Consider the following 17,165-nt stretch of genomic DNA (forward strand, 5'->3'; position numbering starts at 1 on the left):
AATTTAAAAAACCCAATAAAAAAAGAGATTGGATGTCCTCCAATCTCTTAGGTCTAAGAATAACAAATAATACTTATTAAGCTGACAATTGTCAGCATGACAAATATATATTCAGTACTCTTCTGTCCTTTTGCCTGAGATTGTGAACCCTTCGGCGCCGCGGAATCCGCGGTCTCTCCAGAAGCTGCTCCTGCTATAGTGTGATCCATAGCAATCATAGCTTGCTAATTATTAAGTTTTTTAGATAATATTGTTGAATAATTTTTAATTTTAGTAGTATTAAATTATTTTGTCAACAACAAATGACTCTTAAATATTTTAATGACTCTCTGGAATTAATTTAAATCCCAGAGATAAGAATTTGAATTCGCTTTCATTAAGTTGTAATAGAAAGCCAAAGAACAGAAAAAGTATGTTATAATAATTGTCGAAATAAGTAGCTTTGTCTATAAAGGAACAGAATATATAAACGGGAAGGAACGTGAAAGAATGAGTAACGGAATTTTCAAAATCCCAACACCTACAAACGAGCCGGGCAATTCATATGCGCCAGGTACAAAAGAACGGGAAACATTAAAAGCAGAATTAAAACGCCAATCTGAAATGGTGATCGATATCCCTGTCATTATTAATGGCGAAAATATAAAGACGGATACAGTGAAGCAAGTGGTTATGCCACATAATCATCAACATGTTTTAGCAAACTATTCTCAAGCTGGAGAAAGAGAACTGCGTGATGCTGTTGAAGCGGCGATGGCTGCTAAAGAAGCATGGGCTAATATGGCTTGGGAACACCGTGCAGCTATTTTCTTAAAAGCTGCTGATTTAATCTCTGGACCATACCGTGATGTCATGAATGCTGCGACAATGTTAGGACAATCCAAAACAGCTGTTCAAGCTGAAATTGATTCTGCACAAGAATTAATAGACTTCTTACGCTTTGGCGTTGATTATGCAAATCAGGTTTATCAAATTCAGCCAAGCAGCATGAAGAATGTATGGAATCGTACCGATTACCGTCCATTAGATGGATTTGTTTTGGCGATTTCTCCATTTAACTTCACAGCCATTGGCGGAAACCTTCCAGCAGCGCCTGCCATGATGGGGAACGTAGTCGTGTGGAAACCTGCAACAACTTCAATTCTAGCAAACTACTACTTTATGCGTATTTTAGAAGAAGCAGGATTACCAAAAGGTGTCATCAACTTCGTGCCTTCTCGTGGTTCACAAGTATCAGAAGTGGTATTAACAGACCCTCGTATGTCTGGATTCCATTTTACTGGGTCTACAAGTACGTTCCAAACGATTTGGAAAACAGTAGGGGAAAACATTGCAAGCTATAAATCTTATCCTCGTTTAATTGGGGAAACAGGCGGTAAGGACTTCGTATTTGCTCACGAAACAGCACAAGCAGACAAAGTTGTAGCTAACCTTGTTCGTGGTGCGTTTGAATACCAAGGTCAAAAATGTTCAGCCGCTTCTCGCGCCTACATTCCAGCAAGCTTATGGGAAGAGGTAAAAGCTGGTTTAGTGGAACAAACTGCAAAGCTTAAAGTGGGAGATGTCCGCGACTTCAGAAACTTCATGGGTGCAGTTATTGATAAAGCGGCTTTTGATTCCATTACAAGCTACATCGACTATGCAGCAGCTTCTGAAGAAGCAGAGATTATTGCTGGCGGTACTTATGATGATTCTGTTGGATATTTCGTTCAACCGACCATCATTGTGACTACAAATCCAAACTTCAAAACAATGGTGGAAGAAATCTTTGGACCAGTCTTAACCATCTATGTATATGAAAATGATCAATTAGAAGAAACATTGCATGCAGTAGATACTGCTTCTATGTATGCCTTAACAGGTTCGATCTTTGCCCAAGATCGCGGGGCCATTGTTCACTTAGAAAACCGCTTATCCGGCGCAGCTGGAAACTTCTATATCAATGATAAACCAACTGGTGCGATGATTAATCAACAGCCATTTGGCGGTTCTCGTGGATCTGGTACAAACGATAAAGCAGGTTCTGTATTCAACATGATCCGCTGGACAAGTCCTCGTGTCATCAAAGAAAACTTTGCACCAACTGCAGAAGTTGCTTATCCATTTATGGATGCAGAATAATAAATAATGTAAAAAAGAGGTTGAAACCAAACGTTTCAACCTCTTTTTTTATTTTTCTAGCCGGCACCAATGCCTTTATACTCCCCATTATTAACCATTTAAAATAAAATACTTTTCTCACCGAATAAACAATTGTTTTCAATCTAGGATTCGACACCTTTTACTATTACCATATGGTAATATTTTCATATTGCTTATTACTTATATAAGCTCTTTTTTTTGTGAATCTAGAACATGGATGGACCAAATTTGAGTGAAAAGAAGGAGGCCCGTTATGAAAGACAAAATTGTAATTATTACAGGTGCAAATTCCGGGATTGGAAAAGCAGCTGCCTATAAATTTGCATCAGAAGGCTATCATGTAATTATGGCTTGCCGCAATATGGAGATTAGTACCGCCGAACAAAGAGACATAATTGAAGCCACCAAAAATACCGATGTAGATCTGATGGAACTGGATGTTTCTTCCTTTGATTCTATTCGTGCATTTTGCTCAGCTTTTAAATCCAAATACCCGCGGTTGGACATCCTCATCCACAACGCCGCCTACTTAAATCACGGTGTAAAAGAATATAAACTTAGTACCGACAATATCGAATTATCCTTCGCTACGAATACATTTGGTCCTTTTTTAATGACTCATTTATTGGCCGATCATCTTGAAAAATCACCAGACCCGAGAATACTCCATGCTTGTACGACAAACATCAAAAATTTCTTCGACCCGAAAAGGAAGATTGAATTTGACAATTTGCGTGGAGAACTGAAGGACACCCGGCCTTATAGCACTTATAAGATGTATGGTGATTCGAAAATGGCACTATTAATGCTGACCTTCAAAATGGCAGAAGAATTGAAAAACAGAGGGATTAAAGTTAATGCCCTGCAAATTAATCGTGTAAAACTTTCAAAAGAGACGATTGAAAAAATGAATTCTGTTTGGAAAGTATTTGCAAGGGTACAAAATCTTACGAATCCTCTACCATCAGGCATGGCCGATACCTATTTTCACATTTGCACATCAGATGAATTTAAGGATGTGACCGGGCAGCTTATCAACCATAAGAGAGAAATTGCTAAACCAGCAATAAGCGAAAAGGGCTTTACTCAATTGAAAAACATATTCGGCTTAAGCACTTATCCCAAGTACGCAATAGATCCTCAAAATGTTGAACAGATATGGTGGTTGAGCACGACGCTTACTTCCAATCAAACATATTAAAGAAACATTCCATTTAAGGCTGAAATATACAGTTTATATCTGTATATTTCAGCCTTTTCTATTTTACATAGATAATAGTTTTTTCTAAAAAAAGCCATCCTAAAGAAGAAAACGTTGCTTCCAAATTCCAATGTTTGATGAATCCTATACTACCTATAATTGAAGGGAGATTTAGCTGTGAAACTGTATCAAGTAAGAAAAGGGCAATTTGTGTACTTTAACAATGAGCTACACAAGGTATATGGTGTAAAACCAATGTATAAATTCTCCGTTCATCTTATAAAGCTAAGAGATTTAACACAGCACATAACCAATGCAGCGAGTGTGGAGAGATATATACCGAAGGAAAATGACAGTTTTATTTTTGATCATAAAGTATACACACTCCGGAACAATCAAAGACCTCAAGCTGGAGACTATATTTTAATTAATAATCCCGCCCCCGATACCCTGGATCATTACTCTTTAAATGAAATTGAAGTGGTTGAAACTGTTGATAACAAAGGGGTCATTACAAGCGATTTAGATGGTATCAAGCATAACGAATATTTATTGATGGTACCTGGCCGTGCACCCGACAGTCATCCTATCGATTATAAAGACATTGCAAATCTTGAAGAAGGCTTGGATGACACCCTCCCGCAAATTGTTCATCCATATGGGGAGTTATCGGCACAGTTGGGAGACATTTATAAAAAGAAGGATAGTGATGTATTAATAGAGGCTATGGTGATTGCGATTAAAGGGCAAACCATTTATCTTGGCGGCGGGTTAGAGGTGCCGCATGAAGAGTTGATTAATACGGATAGGTGGGAATTTCAATACAACCCTTTTAATAACTGACCGAGCTAAATCTATTTAAATAAGTATTCATCAATTGCAGGAGGTTTCCATGGAAAAGTTTAAAGAAAATAGTGTATTTATTATCTCTTTATTGCTGACCCTCATTTTTATTATCTGGGGAGTTTTTTTTACAGATAATCTTACCAAAGTTACCAACGCCGTTTATAATGGCTCCATTGATTACCTGGGTTGGGTTTATCTCGGTGCCACTCTATTCTTTGTCTTTTTTTCTATCTACTTGTTGTTTTCAAAGTATGGGAATATCCGGCTGGGAAGGAGAACTGATAAGCCTGATTTCTCTACCGCTTCTTGGCTGGCAATGCTGTTCGGTGCTGGTATGGGGGTCGGAATTGTATACTGGAGCGTCGCTGAACCAGTAACCCATTACACAGCTCCTCCGTACGGGAAAGGTTATACGATTGACGCAGCCAACACCGCAATGAAATATACATTTTTCCATTGGGGCCTGCACCCATGGGCCATCTACACTGTTATTGGGTTAGCCCTTGCTTTTTTTCAATATAATAAAAGGCTCCCTGCAGCGATCAGTTCAGCGTTCCATCCAATTTTGGGCGACAGGATTTACGGCCCGATTGGCAAAACGATTGATATCCTGTCCATCTTTGCAACAGTCTTTGGAATTGCAACCTCCTTGGGGCTTGGGGCGATGCAGGTTACTGCAGGTATGCATGACATATTTGGCATTCCTAATACATTATTTATCCAGTTGATTGTCATTGTGGTCGCAACAGTCCTTTTTATTATTTCCATTAATACAGGCCTGGAAAGAGGAATTAAATACTTATCCAATGCAGCCATCATCTTTTCAGTGGCAATCCTTGTGCTGATTATGTTTGTCGGTCCAGCCCTAACCGTTATTAAAGTCTTTTTTAATACAACAGGCCTGTATTTAAGTGACTTTATACATATGAGTTTACGGTTAAGTCCTTTTGGAAAAGGTGAGAAATGGATTGCTTCGTGGACCTTGTTTTACTGGGCTTGGTGGATAGCCTGGGCGCCATTTGTCGGCATGTTTATCGCCCGGGTGTCCAGAGGGAGGACAATAAGGGAATTTGTTATTGGCGTTTTGATTGTTCCGACACTTGGAACCTGTCTCTGGATGTCCGTTTTTGGCGGTTCAGCACTTGAGCTTGTTCAACATTCTGGAAACCATGATTTGGCAAAACATATCGCCGAAAATGTGTCCTTGTCCATATTTATTTTCTTCGACCACCTGCCATTAAGTTCCTTGTTAAGCATTTTAGGTTTCGCGGTAGTAGCTATTTATTATATAACTGTTGCCGATACCGCGACCTTTGTATTGGGGATGCTTAGTGAAGGTGGAACGTTTAATCCTTCTAACAAAATAAAAATGACATGGGGTGTCATCCAATCTGCTTTAGCTGCTGTTCTGCTGCTCGCGGGCGGTTTGGAGGTTTTGCAAACTGCTTCCATTGCAGCCGCACTTCCATTTGCCATAATCATGCTCGCCATGTGCTACTCCTTGCTGACAGGCCTAAAAAAGGAAGCTGAAATGCAACAAGGCAATAAAAGAAGTGCGCAGCACTATAGCCTAAAGAACGAAAATAGTTGATTAAATAATAAGTAAATTTGTTCGGCAAAAGACTCCTTCAGACCGAATTCCCCCTATGTTTTTTATGATAAATATCACAAGATTATCAGCACTTTTAGCGTATGCTTTAAGAAGTGGTAATGAGATGTGACTTGAAGCCATCATGGATTTATAAGATTCTCAGATGCATGGTGAAGGAAGAATGAGGAGGGGTTTGACGATGGAGGCTTCGAAAGTTGTATTAAGTGCCCCGCTGCAACAATTAAAGGACGAGCATGTATCGCTTCGGGCAGATATGGACTTTATCTCTGAGATTTCTGAAGAGATAGAATTCAATTCAGGTTCTGCTGTGGTACGTCTATTTGCGAAATTGTACGAGCGGGTTTTGTCTTTCCATGATAATCTGATGGAACATTCCAAACGTGAAGAGGAAGGATTGTTCCCTATGATGACCCGCCGCCTCGGGGAGAATGACAGAACAATCGAAACGATGGAATATGAACATGATAAGGCAGAGCAGCATCTAAAGGATTTTCTAACTGAAGCCGCCCTGACTGGCTTGGATATTAATGAAGACGATGCGCAATCGATTACAGTTTACGCTGTCCAAGCGCTTGCTACCTTAACACAACACTTTGCTAAAGAAGAAAAAATGCTGTTTCCATTGGCAGAGAATATACTGTCGGTTGGCGAGAAAGAGGAACTTGAACGACTGCTTCAGACGCGATAAGCAAGCAGCGGTTTTTGACCAAACATTAATCCACTAAATCAAAGGCCCTATCCAGTTTTAATTTGGATAGGGCCTCTGATTTTACCTTTTCATGGTAATAAAAAGTGTTTTATTTTAATATGTCATTAATGGAATTTGTCACATGAATCGCCCGTGGTTTATAGTCTGAGAGATAAGTGACTGCCCCTTGACCACCAAGGTAAAAGGCAATGTCGGTTTGCTTTTCAGCAAATTGATCCAATCTCTGCAGCAGTTGAGGATCTGTTTCAAATGGTATCGCGGTTGTAGCGGACAACAGAACGACATCCGGCTTTAACTTGCAAACCAATGATTCAATCGCACCTGGTGCAGGAGAAGCCCCGATTAACTGAGTTTTCCATCCCTTCATCATGAAACGCAATAGGATCAGATGCAGTGGTACTTCATGTTGTTCAGTTGGCAGACATGCTCCGAGAACGAATGGAGCATTTTCCCGATATTGATAATTTCGTCGAATTTGAACCAAGAAATCTCGTACTACCAGACTCGATACAGATTCCTGATATTCATCCCACTCATGACTCTCCCACTTTATTCCTACCTCTTTTAAAAAAGGTACCACGATAGTGGTTAGAAAACGCTCTATCCCTACATGATGAAGCGCTTGTTTTAAGATAAAATTTAATTCTATTTCATCACAGTGCCTGCCTTTTTCCAGAAGCTGAAGGACATACTCATTCCATTGCTCATAACGGGGGGAATTCTCCATTTGTACCGGTACTGGGTTTTCATCAATCTCTTTTGCAAGCATGGCGGCTTGTTTTAGCGAGTGGCCTTGTTCCGAAAGTAGTTTGATTTTTAAAAGCGTTTTGACATCCTGTTGGCTATATATTCGATAACCATTCTCCAATCGCTTCGGTTGAATAATCCCATAACGCTCTTCCCATTTTCTAATCACTTGTTTTGATAATCCGGTCATATCTGCAACTTGTTGAATTGCAAATAGTCCTTTTTCATCAGATTGATACATCCATTTCATCCCCTTAATACCTGGTCCGTCCCCCATAGCCATACTTAGTATATCGAATCTCTGTACTTTGTACAACGTTACCCCATAAACGTTATACAAAGATTGAAGATAAAAAGTTCCCTCAGTTATTATAAAATCCCAGAACTTTTGTATAATGTTTTGTATATTTTATTATACAAACATTTGACAAAAAAGATTATCTCCGTTAATAATTAAGTAAAATTGGAATTTAATACTTTCGAGAAAGGGAGTGACGGGGTGTTTTTAGCCTGGCAGGAAATTAAAAAAAATAAACTTCGTTTCACTTTGATTACGGGGATTTTAATGCTCGTTTCCTATCTTGTCTTTTTTCTTTCTGGACTTGCAACTGGTCTCGCCAGTCTGAATAGGGAGGCGGTTGATAAATGGAGAGCGACAGCGATTATCCTTACCGAGGAATCAGATAAAAGCTTGTATCAATCATCCATGTCAATCGATCAGCTAAACGACATTAAAGCGAAAAAAACGGCGGTAATCGGTCAGCAAAATGCAATTGCCAGCAACGGCGATAACAAGCAAAATATCTCTCTCTTTGGTATTAACAAAGGTGAATTTCTAATGCCAAATGTGGAGGAAGGCAGAGCTTTTAAAAAAGCAAATGAAGTGATTGCTGACGGTTCACTCAAAGACAAGGGATTCAAATTAGGTGATACATTATCACTGTCCTCCAGTGATCAACAATTAACAATTGTTGGATTTACAGACCATGCCCGATTTAATGCTGCACCTGTTCTATATGCGAATCTTGCAACCTTCCACCAAGTCAAGTTCGGTGAAGCAGCCGATCAGAAACAAGATCAAATTAACGGAATTGTTGTTCAGGATGCTTCTATTTCAAATCTCACCCAAAATGATGATCTGAATTCCATTGAAATTGAATCATTCATTCAAAATCTACCGGGTTACACTGAACAAAAACTCACCTTAAATTTCATGATTTACTTCCTCTTTGCTATTTCTTCCGTCATTGTCGCCATTTTCTTGTATGTGCTGACCGTGCAGAAGATTAGTATGTTTGGGGTCATGAAGGCGCAAGGTATTTCCAGCTCTTATTTATCTTGGTCTGTTATAGCCCAAACCTTTATTTTAGCGTTCATTGGAACGGCGGCAGGGTTTGCCTTCACACTCATTTCAGGAGCCTTTTTACCGGCAGCGGTTCCTGTTTCATTTGACCTGGCCTTGATGGTCTTCTATGGCTTAATTCTAATGGTTGTTGCCACTGCTGGTGCCGTTTTCTCAGTCTTAACAATTGTTCGAATTGACCCACTGAAAGCGATAGGAGGATAAACCATGGCAGTGTTGGAGTTACATCAAGTAGAGAAGAGTTTTGGAAGTGGCCATAAGAAAGTGGAAGCCTTAAAGGAAACAGAATTTCTTGCCCACCGAGGCGAGTTGATAGCAATTATTGGCCCTTCGGGGTCTGGAAAAAGTACCTTTCTCACGATTGTCGGGGGGTTATTAACCCCAACCTCAGGGGATGTAGTCATCAATGGCCAAAACCTAACCACGTTGAATGAAAAGGCACGTTCACAAATCCGACTCAAGGAAATCGGATTTGTGTTACAAGCGTCGAACCTAGTCCCATTCCTCTCCGTGGCCAATCAATTGAAACTATTAGACAAAGTAAAAAAGGGAAATATGTCAAAAATGGAGCGGAATCAACTGTACGAGGAGTTGGGAATTAGTGACTTACTAATGAAATATCCATCCGATTTATCCGGCGGGGAACGCCAGCGTGTAGCCATCGCTAAGGCTCTGTACAGCAACCCTTCGATTATTTTAGCTGACGAGCCGACAGCCTCCCTTGACTCAGACCGTGCCTATGAAGTCATGGAGCTGCTGAAAAAAGTCACGAAGCAGAAACAAACGACAACCATCGTAGTGACGCACGATATTCGGCTTGTCGGCTATTGCGACAAAGTCTACCGAATGACGGATGGTGTCCTTTCAGCAGTTTCAGAGGAGTCCTCCAAAATGAACAAAAAGGCACAACTATAAGACTGACAAAGGCTTGGTTTTTACCAAGCCTTTCCTTTGAGATTATGACCTAATCCGAGTACACCTATAAATCCAGTAGACCTCAGTATTACCCAATCACGATAATCCACTATTTACCTCCAAATTCAACATATAAAATTTTTTTATAACCTATTATATATTTTTTGCATTTTATTTATTTTCATTATTGCTTTATGATTGGTCTGTAGCAATTGATAATTACTTCCTTAAGCCTTGGATTAAAACCTTATGAAAGCAAGGTTTAACTTAACGGAGCATATTTATAGAAGTCTCTGTCTGCAGGACAGAAATAACTTAAAAATAAGGAGAGGAATTTTTATGTGGATTATAACTTGTTATTTAGATTCAAATATTTCTATGTTTGAATTTAAAACAGAACAAGAAGCAAGAGAGACTCTCAAAAAAATGAAGGGCTATAACGTTCTTTCTGAAGTTGTATACTTCAATGATCCTTGTTTTCAGCAGGAATCAGCATAAGATTAAGGCTGGTTCATTTTAAACATATAACGAAAAGGCCAATGTTTTGAACATTGGCTTTTTCGTTATCTATATAATCTCCTAATATCCAAAGCCTCATTTACTTATGGTAAGGTTCTCCTCGGTTAATTCGAAACGCCCGATAAATCTGTTCAACCAATATCAACCTCATCAACTGATGGGGGAAAGTCATCGGTGAAAAGGACAGCTGTTCGTTCGATCTTTTTACCACCTCATCACTTAACCCCAATGATCCGCCAATTACGAAAGCTATCTTACTTTTTCCATAAGTCGCAAGCTTATCCAAAGTATCTGCCAGCTCTTCCGATGATTGCATTTTCCCTTGAATCGCCAACGCAATCACATATGTATCCTGACTAATTTTCCCCAAAATCCGTTCACCTTCTTTGTGTTTCACCTGCACCATTTCCAGCTCGCTTAATTCTTCCGGGGCCTTCTCATCGGCAACCTCGACGACTTCTACTTTCGCATAGGCCGATAATCTTTTTAAATACTCCTCAATTCCCTGCTTCAAATACTTTTCTTTCAGTTTACCAACCGTAATAATAGAGATATTCACAATCCACAACCCTTTAACATTTGATTACAAACAGTTTACAAACAACTTATCCACAGAAGTTATCCACATATTCACAATTTTTATCCACATCTTGTATGGAATCATTTGTTCCCCACAATATATACAGCCTGTTTTCGACAATATTCACAGGTTGTTGATAAATTATCCACACCTAATTTATTTAAAATTGGATAGGTTTCATATTCCTCCAAAATTGTATCCATTGCCTCACTCACATGTTCCTCACAACAATAAATCATTTTATTACACCATCCCGAACAATATTCAATCATCTATAGCTTTTACCAAACCAATGTGTTCAAAACAAGCTAAAAGCCTCATTTATCATAGCAAAAAGAAAAAGAGAAGTGAATTATCACTTCCCTAAATCAACAGCATTATTGAGTTTTATCACTAGCCAATGTCATCGTTACTTCTTTGAGCTTGCCGTCCCGATAGAATTTAATCATCATCTGCTCACCGATTTTCTTTACCTGATATAAATGCTTCCTTAGATCAATGACATCATTAATTTTCTGTCCGTCCATTTCAACTATGACATCCAATTCCTGTAGACCTGCAACCGCTGCTGGTGAGCCTGGAACTACCTGGCGAATCGCTACCCCATGCGTCACATCGCGCGGTAATTTTAATGCTTCCTGCTGGTAATAGGCAGGAATTTCATCAACCGATTTTAGATCTACACCCATATATGGCCGCTTGACGCTGCCGAATTGTTCTAAATCGTTAATAACCGGCTTAGCTGAATTTATCGGAATCGATAAGCCGATTCCTTCAACGGCCTCCTGGGAAATTTTCATCGAATTAATACCGATTACCTGTCCTGCCATATTAATTAAAGCACCGCCGCTGTTTCCTGGATTGATGGCAGCATCGGTTTGCAATACTTCTGATTGCCAATCAATGATGCCGTCCTGATTGATATCAACCGGAATCGTCCGCTTCAATCCAGATATAATTCCCTGTGTGACTGAACCAGAGAAGGTAGGACCAAGCGGGTTGCCGATGGCAATAACCGGTTCACCCATCTTTAAGCTGTCAGAATCACCGAATTCCGCAACCTTTTTAATCTTTCCAGCATCCACTTCAAGCACGGCCAAGTCTGTCCAAATATCGCTTCCTAATAGCTTGGCCGGTATCTTTGTACCATCCGAGAGACTAACCTCGAGCTTTGTAGCCCCCTCAACGACGTGGTGGTTTGTTACCACAAAAGCCCTGCTGCCAGCAGCCTTATAAATCACCCCTGATCCGGTTCCTGCCGGATCCTCTGTATTATTTTCTCCGTTATCCCAGAATCCTGATGACTGAATGTTATTAATTCCAACAACAGCAGCAGCTGTTTTATCAATAGCATTGGTAATATTGGTGTTAACATCATACGAAATTTGCTTATGTACAACATTTTGCTTAGATGTATTATCAGTTTCTGTCACAGTACTCTGCTGCGGCTCTACATTGTAGGGAAGTACACCGTGGTTGGCAAGAGCAGGGATGGAGACAATCACCAAAATGGCTCCCAAAACGGCTCCAACCAGGCTGGCAATAAAAATTCCACTTTTATTCCCTTTTTGCTCCCGATAGCGATTTGGAGAATGATTATCATAATAGCCCAATTTACACCATTCCTCTCTTCAGAACCATTGCTAACGTTTATTTTGGCTTATATAAACAATTATACTCCAATACAAGTAATTTACTAAAAATTTGAATAATATTTCATAAAATTTCATCTTTTGTTCATACTTTTTTCATAATAAAAAAAGAGGCGCCTTCAAATGAAAGCAACCCCATTATACTGCAGTTAACACAGTTGGTATTTTTGGATCTGTGTCAAACAGGTCAAATTGTTCACCGACTATTAATCCGCGGCTTTCCAATGTCTGTGACACTGACATTCTCGCTAAATCCTTCATATTGTTATCTAGGCTTAAATGCGCAAGATAAATTCGTTTAGTCCGGTCACCAACGACCTCACTCATCGCAAGTGCTGCATCTTCATTGGAAACATGGCCGACATCACTTAAGATTCTTCGTTTAATGTTCCAAGGATATCTGCCCATCCTCAGCATTTGCACATCGTGATTGGATTCAAAAATATATACATCGGCATCTTTGATTATGCCCTTCATCCGATCGCTTACATAACCGGTATCTGTAATTTGCACGAGCTTTTTGCCGCCGGAATGATGGAAAATATAAAACATTGGCTCAGCCGCATCGTGGGAGACCCCAAAAGATTCAATTTGAACCGAACCAAAGCTTTTTACCGATTCCATATCAAACACAAACTTCTGCTCAGTTGGGATTGCACCTACTAAACCATCCATGGCCCGCCAGGTTTTTTCATTTGCATAGACTGGCAGCTTATATTTACGCGCTAAAACGCCAATCCCTTTGATATGATCGCTGTGCTCGTGGGTTACAAAAATGGCAGAAAGCTTGCTGATATCCCGGTCGATTTGCTGAAACAGTGCCTCCATTTGCTTTCCGCTTAAGCCTGCATCGACTAGAAAGGAGTGCTCTTCAGCCTCTACATATAGGGCGTTGCCTGTACTGCCGCTTGTAAGAATGCTATAACGTAAAGACATACATTTCACTCCACATTAGTTTTTTCATCGCTTTTGAATTGGATGATTTGCCCTTCAAAAGCATTTACAAATAAATTTTCCTTATCATTGACCACAAAGTGCCAGGTTGGCGCCAACACCTGGGAGGCTGCTAATTGGATACGTGTTGAGTAGCCAAGCTCCACCTTGGTAATCTTGCTTTTTGGTTTGATGTCTCCCTTTTGGTGCAACGTTTCAATCGCTTTTAACGGCGTGAGTATTTCTTCCTTCGCCGCCATCTTTTCGAAGCCCTCAAGATAGGTCTGCTGATAAGAGACGATTTGATTTTCAGAATTATACGTAAAGGTAATCATCCCATTAATATTTTTGTATAATGGAAAGCTTTCATATTGTTGAAAATAGGTGATTGTACTCTTTTTCTCATTTTTCTCCCCAAATTGATACTGATCTCCGTACAAAATATTGTCCTTTAAAAAGGAGGCCAATTCGGCAGGTTCGAACTTATTGCTTAATGCAAACGGCTTTTCAAATTCCGCTTGAAGGGTGGTACCAGGGTCCTTTAGGGTAACGGACTGCCCTTTCAGCTTTGCCGTATCACTTTTTGTAAAAACCTTTGGTTTTGCACTTAAGTACTGCGACTTTATTTTCGCTGTCGGCAGTTCTTCGTATTTAATTTCGTCAGCCTTTAGTTTCTCTTCAAAAGTAGTTTCAGTTACGAATTCATATTTATTGGCATCACGGATTTTCATAAATTGAAATAACAGATATACATCTAGGATTAAGAATGTAACGATGAAAATTGTCTTAATTTTACTCCAATCCATGTGCCGGCCCCCCTAGGTCATCCATCGTAAGCTCTCCCCATTGTTTATCGTAGCGATAGAACCAGGCAGGCTCTAAAAGGATTAACTGGTTTTCCTCCGAATCCCGATCCATTCGATACCCTAATACTAACTCCTCGAGAAGATCTGACTTAAAATTCCTTTTATTCTCCAAGAAATTTAACACATCATGACCGGAAGCCCGTTTCACCGTTTTCATTTCGGTTGTCAGCGGCAGCTCCAAGGAAATGTTGGGCCGTATATATTTAGTAAGTTCATTTCGGCCCCATACCTCTGTAATCTCAGAAATGCCCCGTTCACTAAAAACTGGGTAGCCATCACCGGTATAAAGACGAAAAACAACAGTGGCACTGTATTCATTTTTTGAAACATAATGATAGGAATCCGTCCAACCGCCATGTTCGTTGATTAAATCAATACTGCGCTTCACCAAGTCATAGGAATTATCGAAAAAGTCATCATCTGCAGTCGGATTGACGTATGAAAGTATATTCGTATCATCACTGACTGTCATTTTACTTGAATCGCTCGTATATTCCTCCCCTGCACGAATCGGGTTCTTCTGCACATTGCTTGGGTCCCGGAACAAGGCTTCTTTAAACTTTTCCGAATTAAGCGTAACAGGCAAATACTTATACGTTTTCATCTCTGTTTCGCCTTCAGGTAAAAAGATCGTTTTATTTTCCGAGGGTTTATACGCAAAATATCGCGGTAAGCGAGGTGCATTTTTAAAAAAGTCCCGGTTAAAAGCAGTTAAATTGGCCGGTGAAATATGACTGATATAAACCTGTTGGTTTTCCGACGAAACAAAATAGACAATTCCATTCTCATTACTGGAATTCTCCACATTGATAATCATCCTATTAAAATTAAAGGAAGGAACCTTTTTCCCCTCAATGTTTAAGACACCACGATATAAAGCGATTGGGACCTCACCCGGAAAGATTAATTCTGCGTTTCCGGGACTGTGAATAAGGTCATTTATGTTTTCAACATTGTCGGTATAGTTTTTTATATCAAAGATGGACCATTTGCTAATTTCCTTAATTACGTTGTCGATTTCATCCGGATTATTGGTCCCATAATGATCATTTCTAATATGAAACAAAATTCGGTCAGGACGAACGATTTTCTGCAGTTCTTGCTTTTCACTCACCGAGACTTCTGCCACATAGCTGTCATTTTCCATCGTGTCGAAGTTAGGCTGGTATGTCCAAAGATTCCAGGTTAACAAAATACTGATGAAAACCAATATTGTTAAGATAATGGATTTTATATTTTCATATTTCATGACCATTCATCCTCTTCAGCACTTTCATATGGCAAGGAAAATGAAATGGTAGTTCCTTTCCCTTCCTTACTAGATGCCCAGATATTTCCGCCATGAGCACTGACAATTTCTTTAGCAATGGCCAGTCCCAAACCTGTTCCGCCCATTTTCCGCGTTCTTGCTTTATCGACTCGATAAAAACGGTCAAATATTTTTCCGATACTCTCTTTGGGAATTCCCATTCCTTGGTCTGAAACGCTGACAATAATCGTCTCATTTTTTTCTTGTATAGTGAAGGTCACCTGTCCACCTTCAGGAGAATACTTCAGAGCATTGGAAATGACGTTGTATAAGACCTGAGTCATTTTATCTTCATCCATTTCAACGAAGATGCCATGCTTAGGGAGAACTCTTTTAAATGTTACGTTTTGCTCCTTTGCCATTTCAAAACGGTCAATAATTCGGTCATAGAAATCAACAAAGTTTACCCATTCCATTGTCATTCGATAATCAGTGCTGTCCATTTTTGACAATGTCAACAGGTCATTGACAAGGCGAATCATTCGTTCCGTTTCCTTGCTTGTCACTTCCAGAAAGTTCGGGGCAATTTCCTCATCACGCCATGCCCCATCTGCTAGTGCCTCCAGGTAGCTTCTCATTGTTGTTAACGGGGTCCTCAGCTCATGGGAAACATTGGCCACAAACTCCCGTCTTTCAAATTCAATTTTTTCCTGCTCCGTAATATCATGCAGAACGCAAATCAATCCGTTTACAAAGCCTGTTTCCTTTTGGATAACGGAAAAATTGGCCCTAAGGATGTATCTTTCCTGCTTAGTACTATAATCCAGAATGAGCGAATCATTCTCCTCCAACAAATCTTCGAAGGTATTGGTGTCATCCAAATCTAATAATGACACAATCGGCTGGGAGAGCACTGTTTCACGTGAAACATCCAGCATTTCCGCTGCCGGTTCATTTATGAGGATAACCCGGCCTTTTCTATCCGTAGCAATAACGCCATCTGTCATATAGGAGAGGACAGAGGATAGCTTTCTACGTTCTCCTTCCGTCATCGCCTGGGCTTCCTGCAGCTTCTTCGTTAAATTGTTAAAGGTGATCGCCAGCGTTCCGATTTCATCGTACCCATACACCTTAACCTTACGAGAAAAATTCCCTTTGGCCATTGCCAATGCCTGCTTTTTCATATCGGCAATCGGCCTTGTAATGGTCTGGGCTAACAAGATCCCTAATACAGCTGTGATTGACATGGCAATGGCTGTCCCTGTAGCAAAAATTTTATTAATAGTTTTCATTTGTTCAAAAACACTTTCAATTTTTGCGACAAGATAAATGGCCCCGATGACCTTCTTGCCGGATTTAATTGGAGTAGAAAGGACCCAGATCCGGTTTCCCGTCTTCTTATCAATTAACAGGGCACTTTGGTCTTCTTCCAAAACCATTGATTGTTTAATGCGAAGTTCAGTTGTTCTTTGGCCCACTACCCCTTGATTGTCTGAATCAGAGGTTCCGAGAATCTTTAGTGACCTGTTTTCAATCACCCGCACCTCTGAGATATCCCCGGCATTATCAAAATCCCTAAGGATTTTATTGATATCTTCCTCAAGCGTCGGGTCTTCCGAAGTTCTTTGTTTCTCTATTTCCTCGCGGATATTATATCCTAGCAAATTCACACGCTCTTTTAAGGCCGTTTGGAAATTTGTCCTCAATGTTTCCTCCAGCTGCCGGACAAAATAAACACCTATAATCTGCATCGCAACTAAAAGGAGGAGCACATAGATAATCACAAATTTAACGTGTATCGAGCGAAAGAAGCCTACTTTTTTCACCAGTC

The 17,165-nt window shown here is 39.9% G+C and carries 16 protein-coding genes and 1 riboswitch; of the genes, 8 read left to right on the plus strand and 8 right to left on the minus strand.

Going from position 1 to position 17,165, the window contains the following annotated elements; translation table 11 throughout:
* Positions 1-112: 112 nt before the first annotated feature.
* A riboswitch (glycine riboswitch) is annotated at positions 113-191 on the minus strand.
* Positions 192-489: 298 nt separating this feature from the next.
* The 5 genes from pruA (at position 490) to ACZ5B7_RS30100 (ending at position 6,489) form a co-directional block, all read left to right on the plus strand.
* Positions 490-2,121 carry an L-glutamate gamma-semialdehyde dehydrogenase gene (pruA, locus tag ACZ5B7_RS30080; RefSeq protein ID WP_464492170.1) on the plus strand — a complete coding sequence of 544 codons (1,632 nt, stop codon included), beginning with the start codon at positions 490-492 and terminating at the stop codon, positions 2,119-2,121.
* A 274-nt stretch (positions 2,122-2,395) separates the two neighbouring features.
* Positions 2,396-3,343: an SDR family NAD(P)-dependent oxidoreductase gene (locus tag ACZ5B7_RS30085; RefSeq protein ID WP_464492171.1), complete on the plus strand. Its 948-nt coding sequence runs from the start codon at positions 2,396-2,398 to the stop codon at positions 3,341-3,343.
* A 177-nt stretch (positions 3,344-3,520) separates the two neighbouring features.
* Positions 3,521-4,186, plus strand: a complete 666-nt coding sequence (locus tag ACZ5B7_RS30090) for a hypothetical protein (RefSeq protein ID WP_464492172.1) — start codon at positions 3,521-3,523, stop codon at positions 4,184-4,186.
* Between the two features lie 49 nt (positions 4,187-4,235).
* The gene (locus ACZ5B7_RS30095) at positions 4,236-5,780 is read left to right on the plus strand and encodes a glycine betaine uptake BCCT transporter (RefSeq protein ID WP_423800239.1); all 1,545 of its coding nucleotides are present in this window, start codon (positions 4,236-4,238) and stop codon (positions 5,778-5,780) included.
* A 199-nt stretch (positions 5,781-5,979) separates the two neighbouring features.
* Positions 5,980-6,489, plus strand: a complete 510-nt coding sequence (locus tag ACZ5B7_RS30100; protein WP_464492173.1) for a hemerythrin domain-containing protein — start codon at positions 5,980-5,982, stop codon at positions 6,487-6,489.
* Between the two features lie 109 nt (positions 6,490-6,598).
* Here ACZ5B7_RS30100 and ACZ5B7_RS30105 read toward each other — a convergent pair whose 3' ends face one another.
* A complete protein-coding gene (locus ACZ5B7_RS30105; protein ID WP_464492174.1) occupies positions 6,599-7,573 on the minus strand; it encodes a MerR family transcriptional regulator in 975 nt (324 codons plus the stop codon).
* Positions 7,574-7,756: 183 nt separating this feature from the next.
* On the opposite strand from ACZ5B7_RS30105, the gene ACZ5B7_RS30110 reads away from it, so the two are divergent.
* The 3 genes from ACZ5B7_RS30110 (at position 7,757) to ACZ5B7_RS30120 (ending at position 10,033) form a co-directional block, all read left to right on the plus strand.
* On the plus strand, positions 7,757-8,824 hold the full coding sequence (locus tag ACZ5B7_RS30110; protein WP_464492175.1) for an ABC transporter permease: 1,068 nt from the start codon (positions 7,757-7,759) through the stop codon (positions 8,822-8,824).
* Between the two features lie 3 nt (positions 8,825-8,827).
* The gene (locus tag ACZ5B7_RS30115) at positions 8,828-9,535 is read left to right on the plus strand and encodes an ABC transporter ATP-binding protein (protein ID WP_464492176.1); all 708 of its coding nucleotides are present in this window, start codon (positions 8,828-8,830) and stop codon (positions 9,533-9,535) included.
* A gap of 339 nt (positions 9,536-9,874) precedes the next feature.
* Complete coding sequence (locus ACZ5B7_RS30120; protein ID WP_464492177.1) at positions 9,875-10,033, plus strand: hypothetical protein; 159 nt, start codon at positions 9,875-9,877, stop codon at positions 10,031-10,033.
* Between the two features lie 100 nt (positions 10,034-10,133).
* Here ACZ5B7_RS30120 and rlmH read toward each other — a convergent pair whose 3' ends face one another.
* From rlmH to walK, 7 genes are all read right to left on the minus strand, one after another.
* Positions 10,134-10,613: a 23S rRNA (pseudouridine(1915)-N(3))-methyltransferase RlmH gene (gene rlmH / locus ACZ5B7_RS30125; RefSeq protein ID WP_464492178.1), complete on the minus strand. Its 480-nt coding sequence runs from the start codon at positions 10,611-10,613 to the stop codon at positions 10,134-10,136.
* Between the two features lie 101 nt (positions 10,614-10,714).
* The gene (locus ACZ5B7_RS30130) at positions 10,715-10,906 is read right to left on the minus strand and encodes a CxxH/CxxC protein (RefSeq protein WP_464492179.1); all 192 of its coding nucleotides are present in this window, start codon (positions 10,904-10,906) and stop codon (positions 10,715-10,717) included.
* Between the two features lie 105 nt (positions 10,907-11,011).
* The gene (locus tag ACZ5B7_RS30135; protein ID WP_464492180.1) at positions 11,012-12,247 is read right to left on the minus strand and encodes a S1C family serine protease; all 1,236 of its coding nucleotides are present in this window, start codon (positions 12,245-12,247) and stop codon (positions 11,012-11,014) included.
* Positions 12,248-12,424: 177 nt separating this feature from the next.
* The gene (locus tag ACZ5B7_RS30140; RefSeq protein WP_464492181.1) at positions 12,425-13,222 is read right to left on the minus strand and encodes an MBL fold metallo-hydrolase; all 798 of its coding nucleotides are present in this window, start codon (positions 13,220-13,222) and stop codon (positions 12,425-12,427) included.
* A gap of 5 nt (positions 13,223-13,227) precedes the next feature.
* The gene (locus ACZ5B7_RS30145; protein ID WP_464492182.1) at positions 13,228-14,025 is read right to left on the minus strand and encodes a two-component system regulatory protein YycI; all 798 of its coding nucleotides are present in this window, start codon (positions 14,023-14,025) and stop codon (positions 13,228-13,230) included.
* Positions 14,012-15,334 carry a YycH family regulatory protein gene (locus ACZ5B7_RS30150; RefSeq protein ID WP_464492183.1) on the minus strand — a complete coding sequence of 441 codons (1,323 nt, stop codon included), beginning with the start codon at positions 15,332-15,334 and terminating at the stop codon, positions 14,012-14,014. Before ACZ5B7_RS30150 ends, ACZ5B7_RS30145 begins: the two co-directional genes overlap by 14 nt.
* Complete coding sequence (walK, locus tag ACZ5B7_RS30155; RefSeq protein ID WP_464492184.1) at positions 15,331-17,160, minus strand: cell wall metabolism sensor histidine kinase WalK; 1,830 nt, start codon at positions 17,158-17,160, stop codon at positions 15,331-15,333. The genes ACZ5B7_RS30150 and walK overlap by 4 nt, the downstream gene beginning before the upstream one ends.
* Positions 17,161-17,165: the final 5 nt, after the last annotated feature.

The organism is Neobacillus sp. S1115, assembly GCF_055385565.1.

Coding starts and splice junctions, on each gene's coding strand:
- ACZ5B7_RS30100 (WP_464492173.1), top strand. CDS start 5,980: ATGGAGGCTTCGAAAGTTGTATTAAGTGCCCCGCTGCAACAATTAAAG.
- ACZ5B7_RS30130 (WP_464492179.1), bottom strand. CDS start 10,906: ATGATTGAATATTGTTCGGGATGGTGTAATAAAATGATTTATTGTTGT.
- ACZ5B7_RS30085 (WP_464492171.1), top strand. CDS start 2,396: ATGAAAGACAAAATTGTAATTATTACAGGTGCAAATTCCGGGATTGGA.
- ACZ5B7_RS30095 (WP_423800239.1), top strand. CDS start 4,236: ATGGAAAAGTTTAAAGAAAATAGTGTATTTATTATCTCTTTATTGCTG.
- ACZ5B7_RS30115 (WP_464492176.1), top strand. CDS start 8,828: ATGGCAGTGTTGGAGTTACATCAAGTAGAGAAGAGTTTTGGAAGTGGC.
- ACZ5B7_RS30145 (WP_464492182.1), bottom strand. CDS start 14,025: ATGGATTGGAGTAAAATTAAGACAATTTTCATCGTTACATTCTTAATC.
- pruA (WP_464492170.1), top strand. CDS start 490: ATGAGTAACGGAATTTTCAAAATCCCAACACCTACAAACGAGCCGGGC.
- ACZ5B7_RS30120 (WP_464492177.1), top strand. CDS start 9,875: ATGTGGATTATAACTTGTTATTTAGATTCAAATATTTCTATGTTTGAA.
- ACZ5B7_RS30140 (WP_464492181.1), bottom strand. CDS start 13,222: ATGTCTTTACGTTATAGCATTCTTACAAGCGGCAGTACAGGCAACGCC.
- ACZ5B7_RS30150 (WP_464492183.1), bottom strand. CDS start 15,334: ATGAAATATGAAAATATAAAATCCATTATCTTAACAATATTGGTTTTC.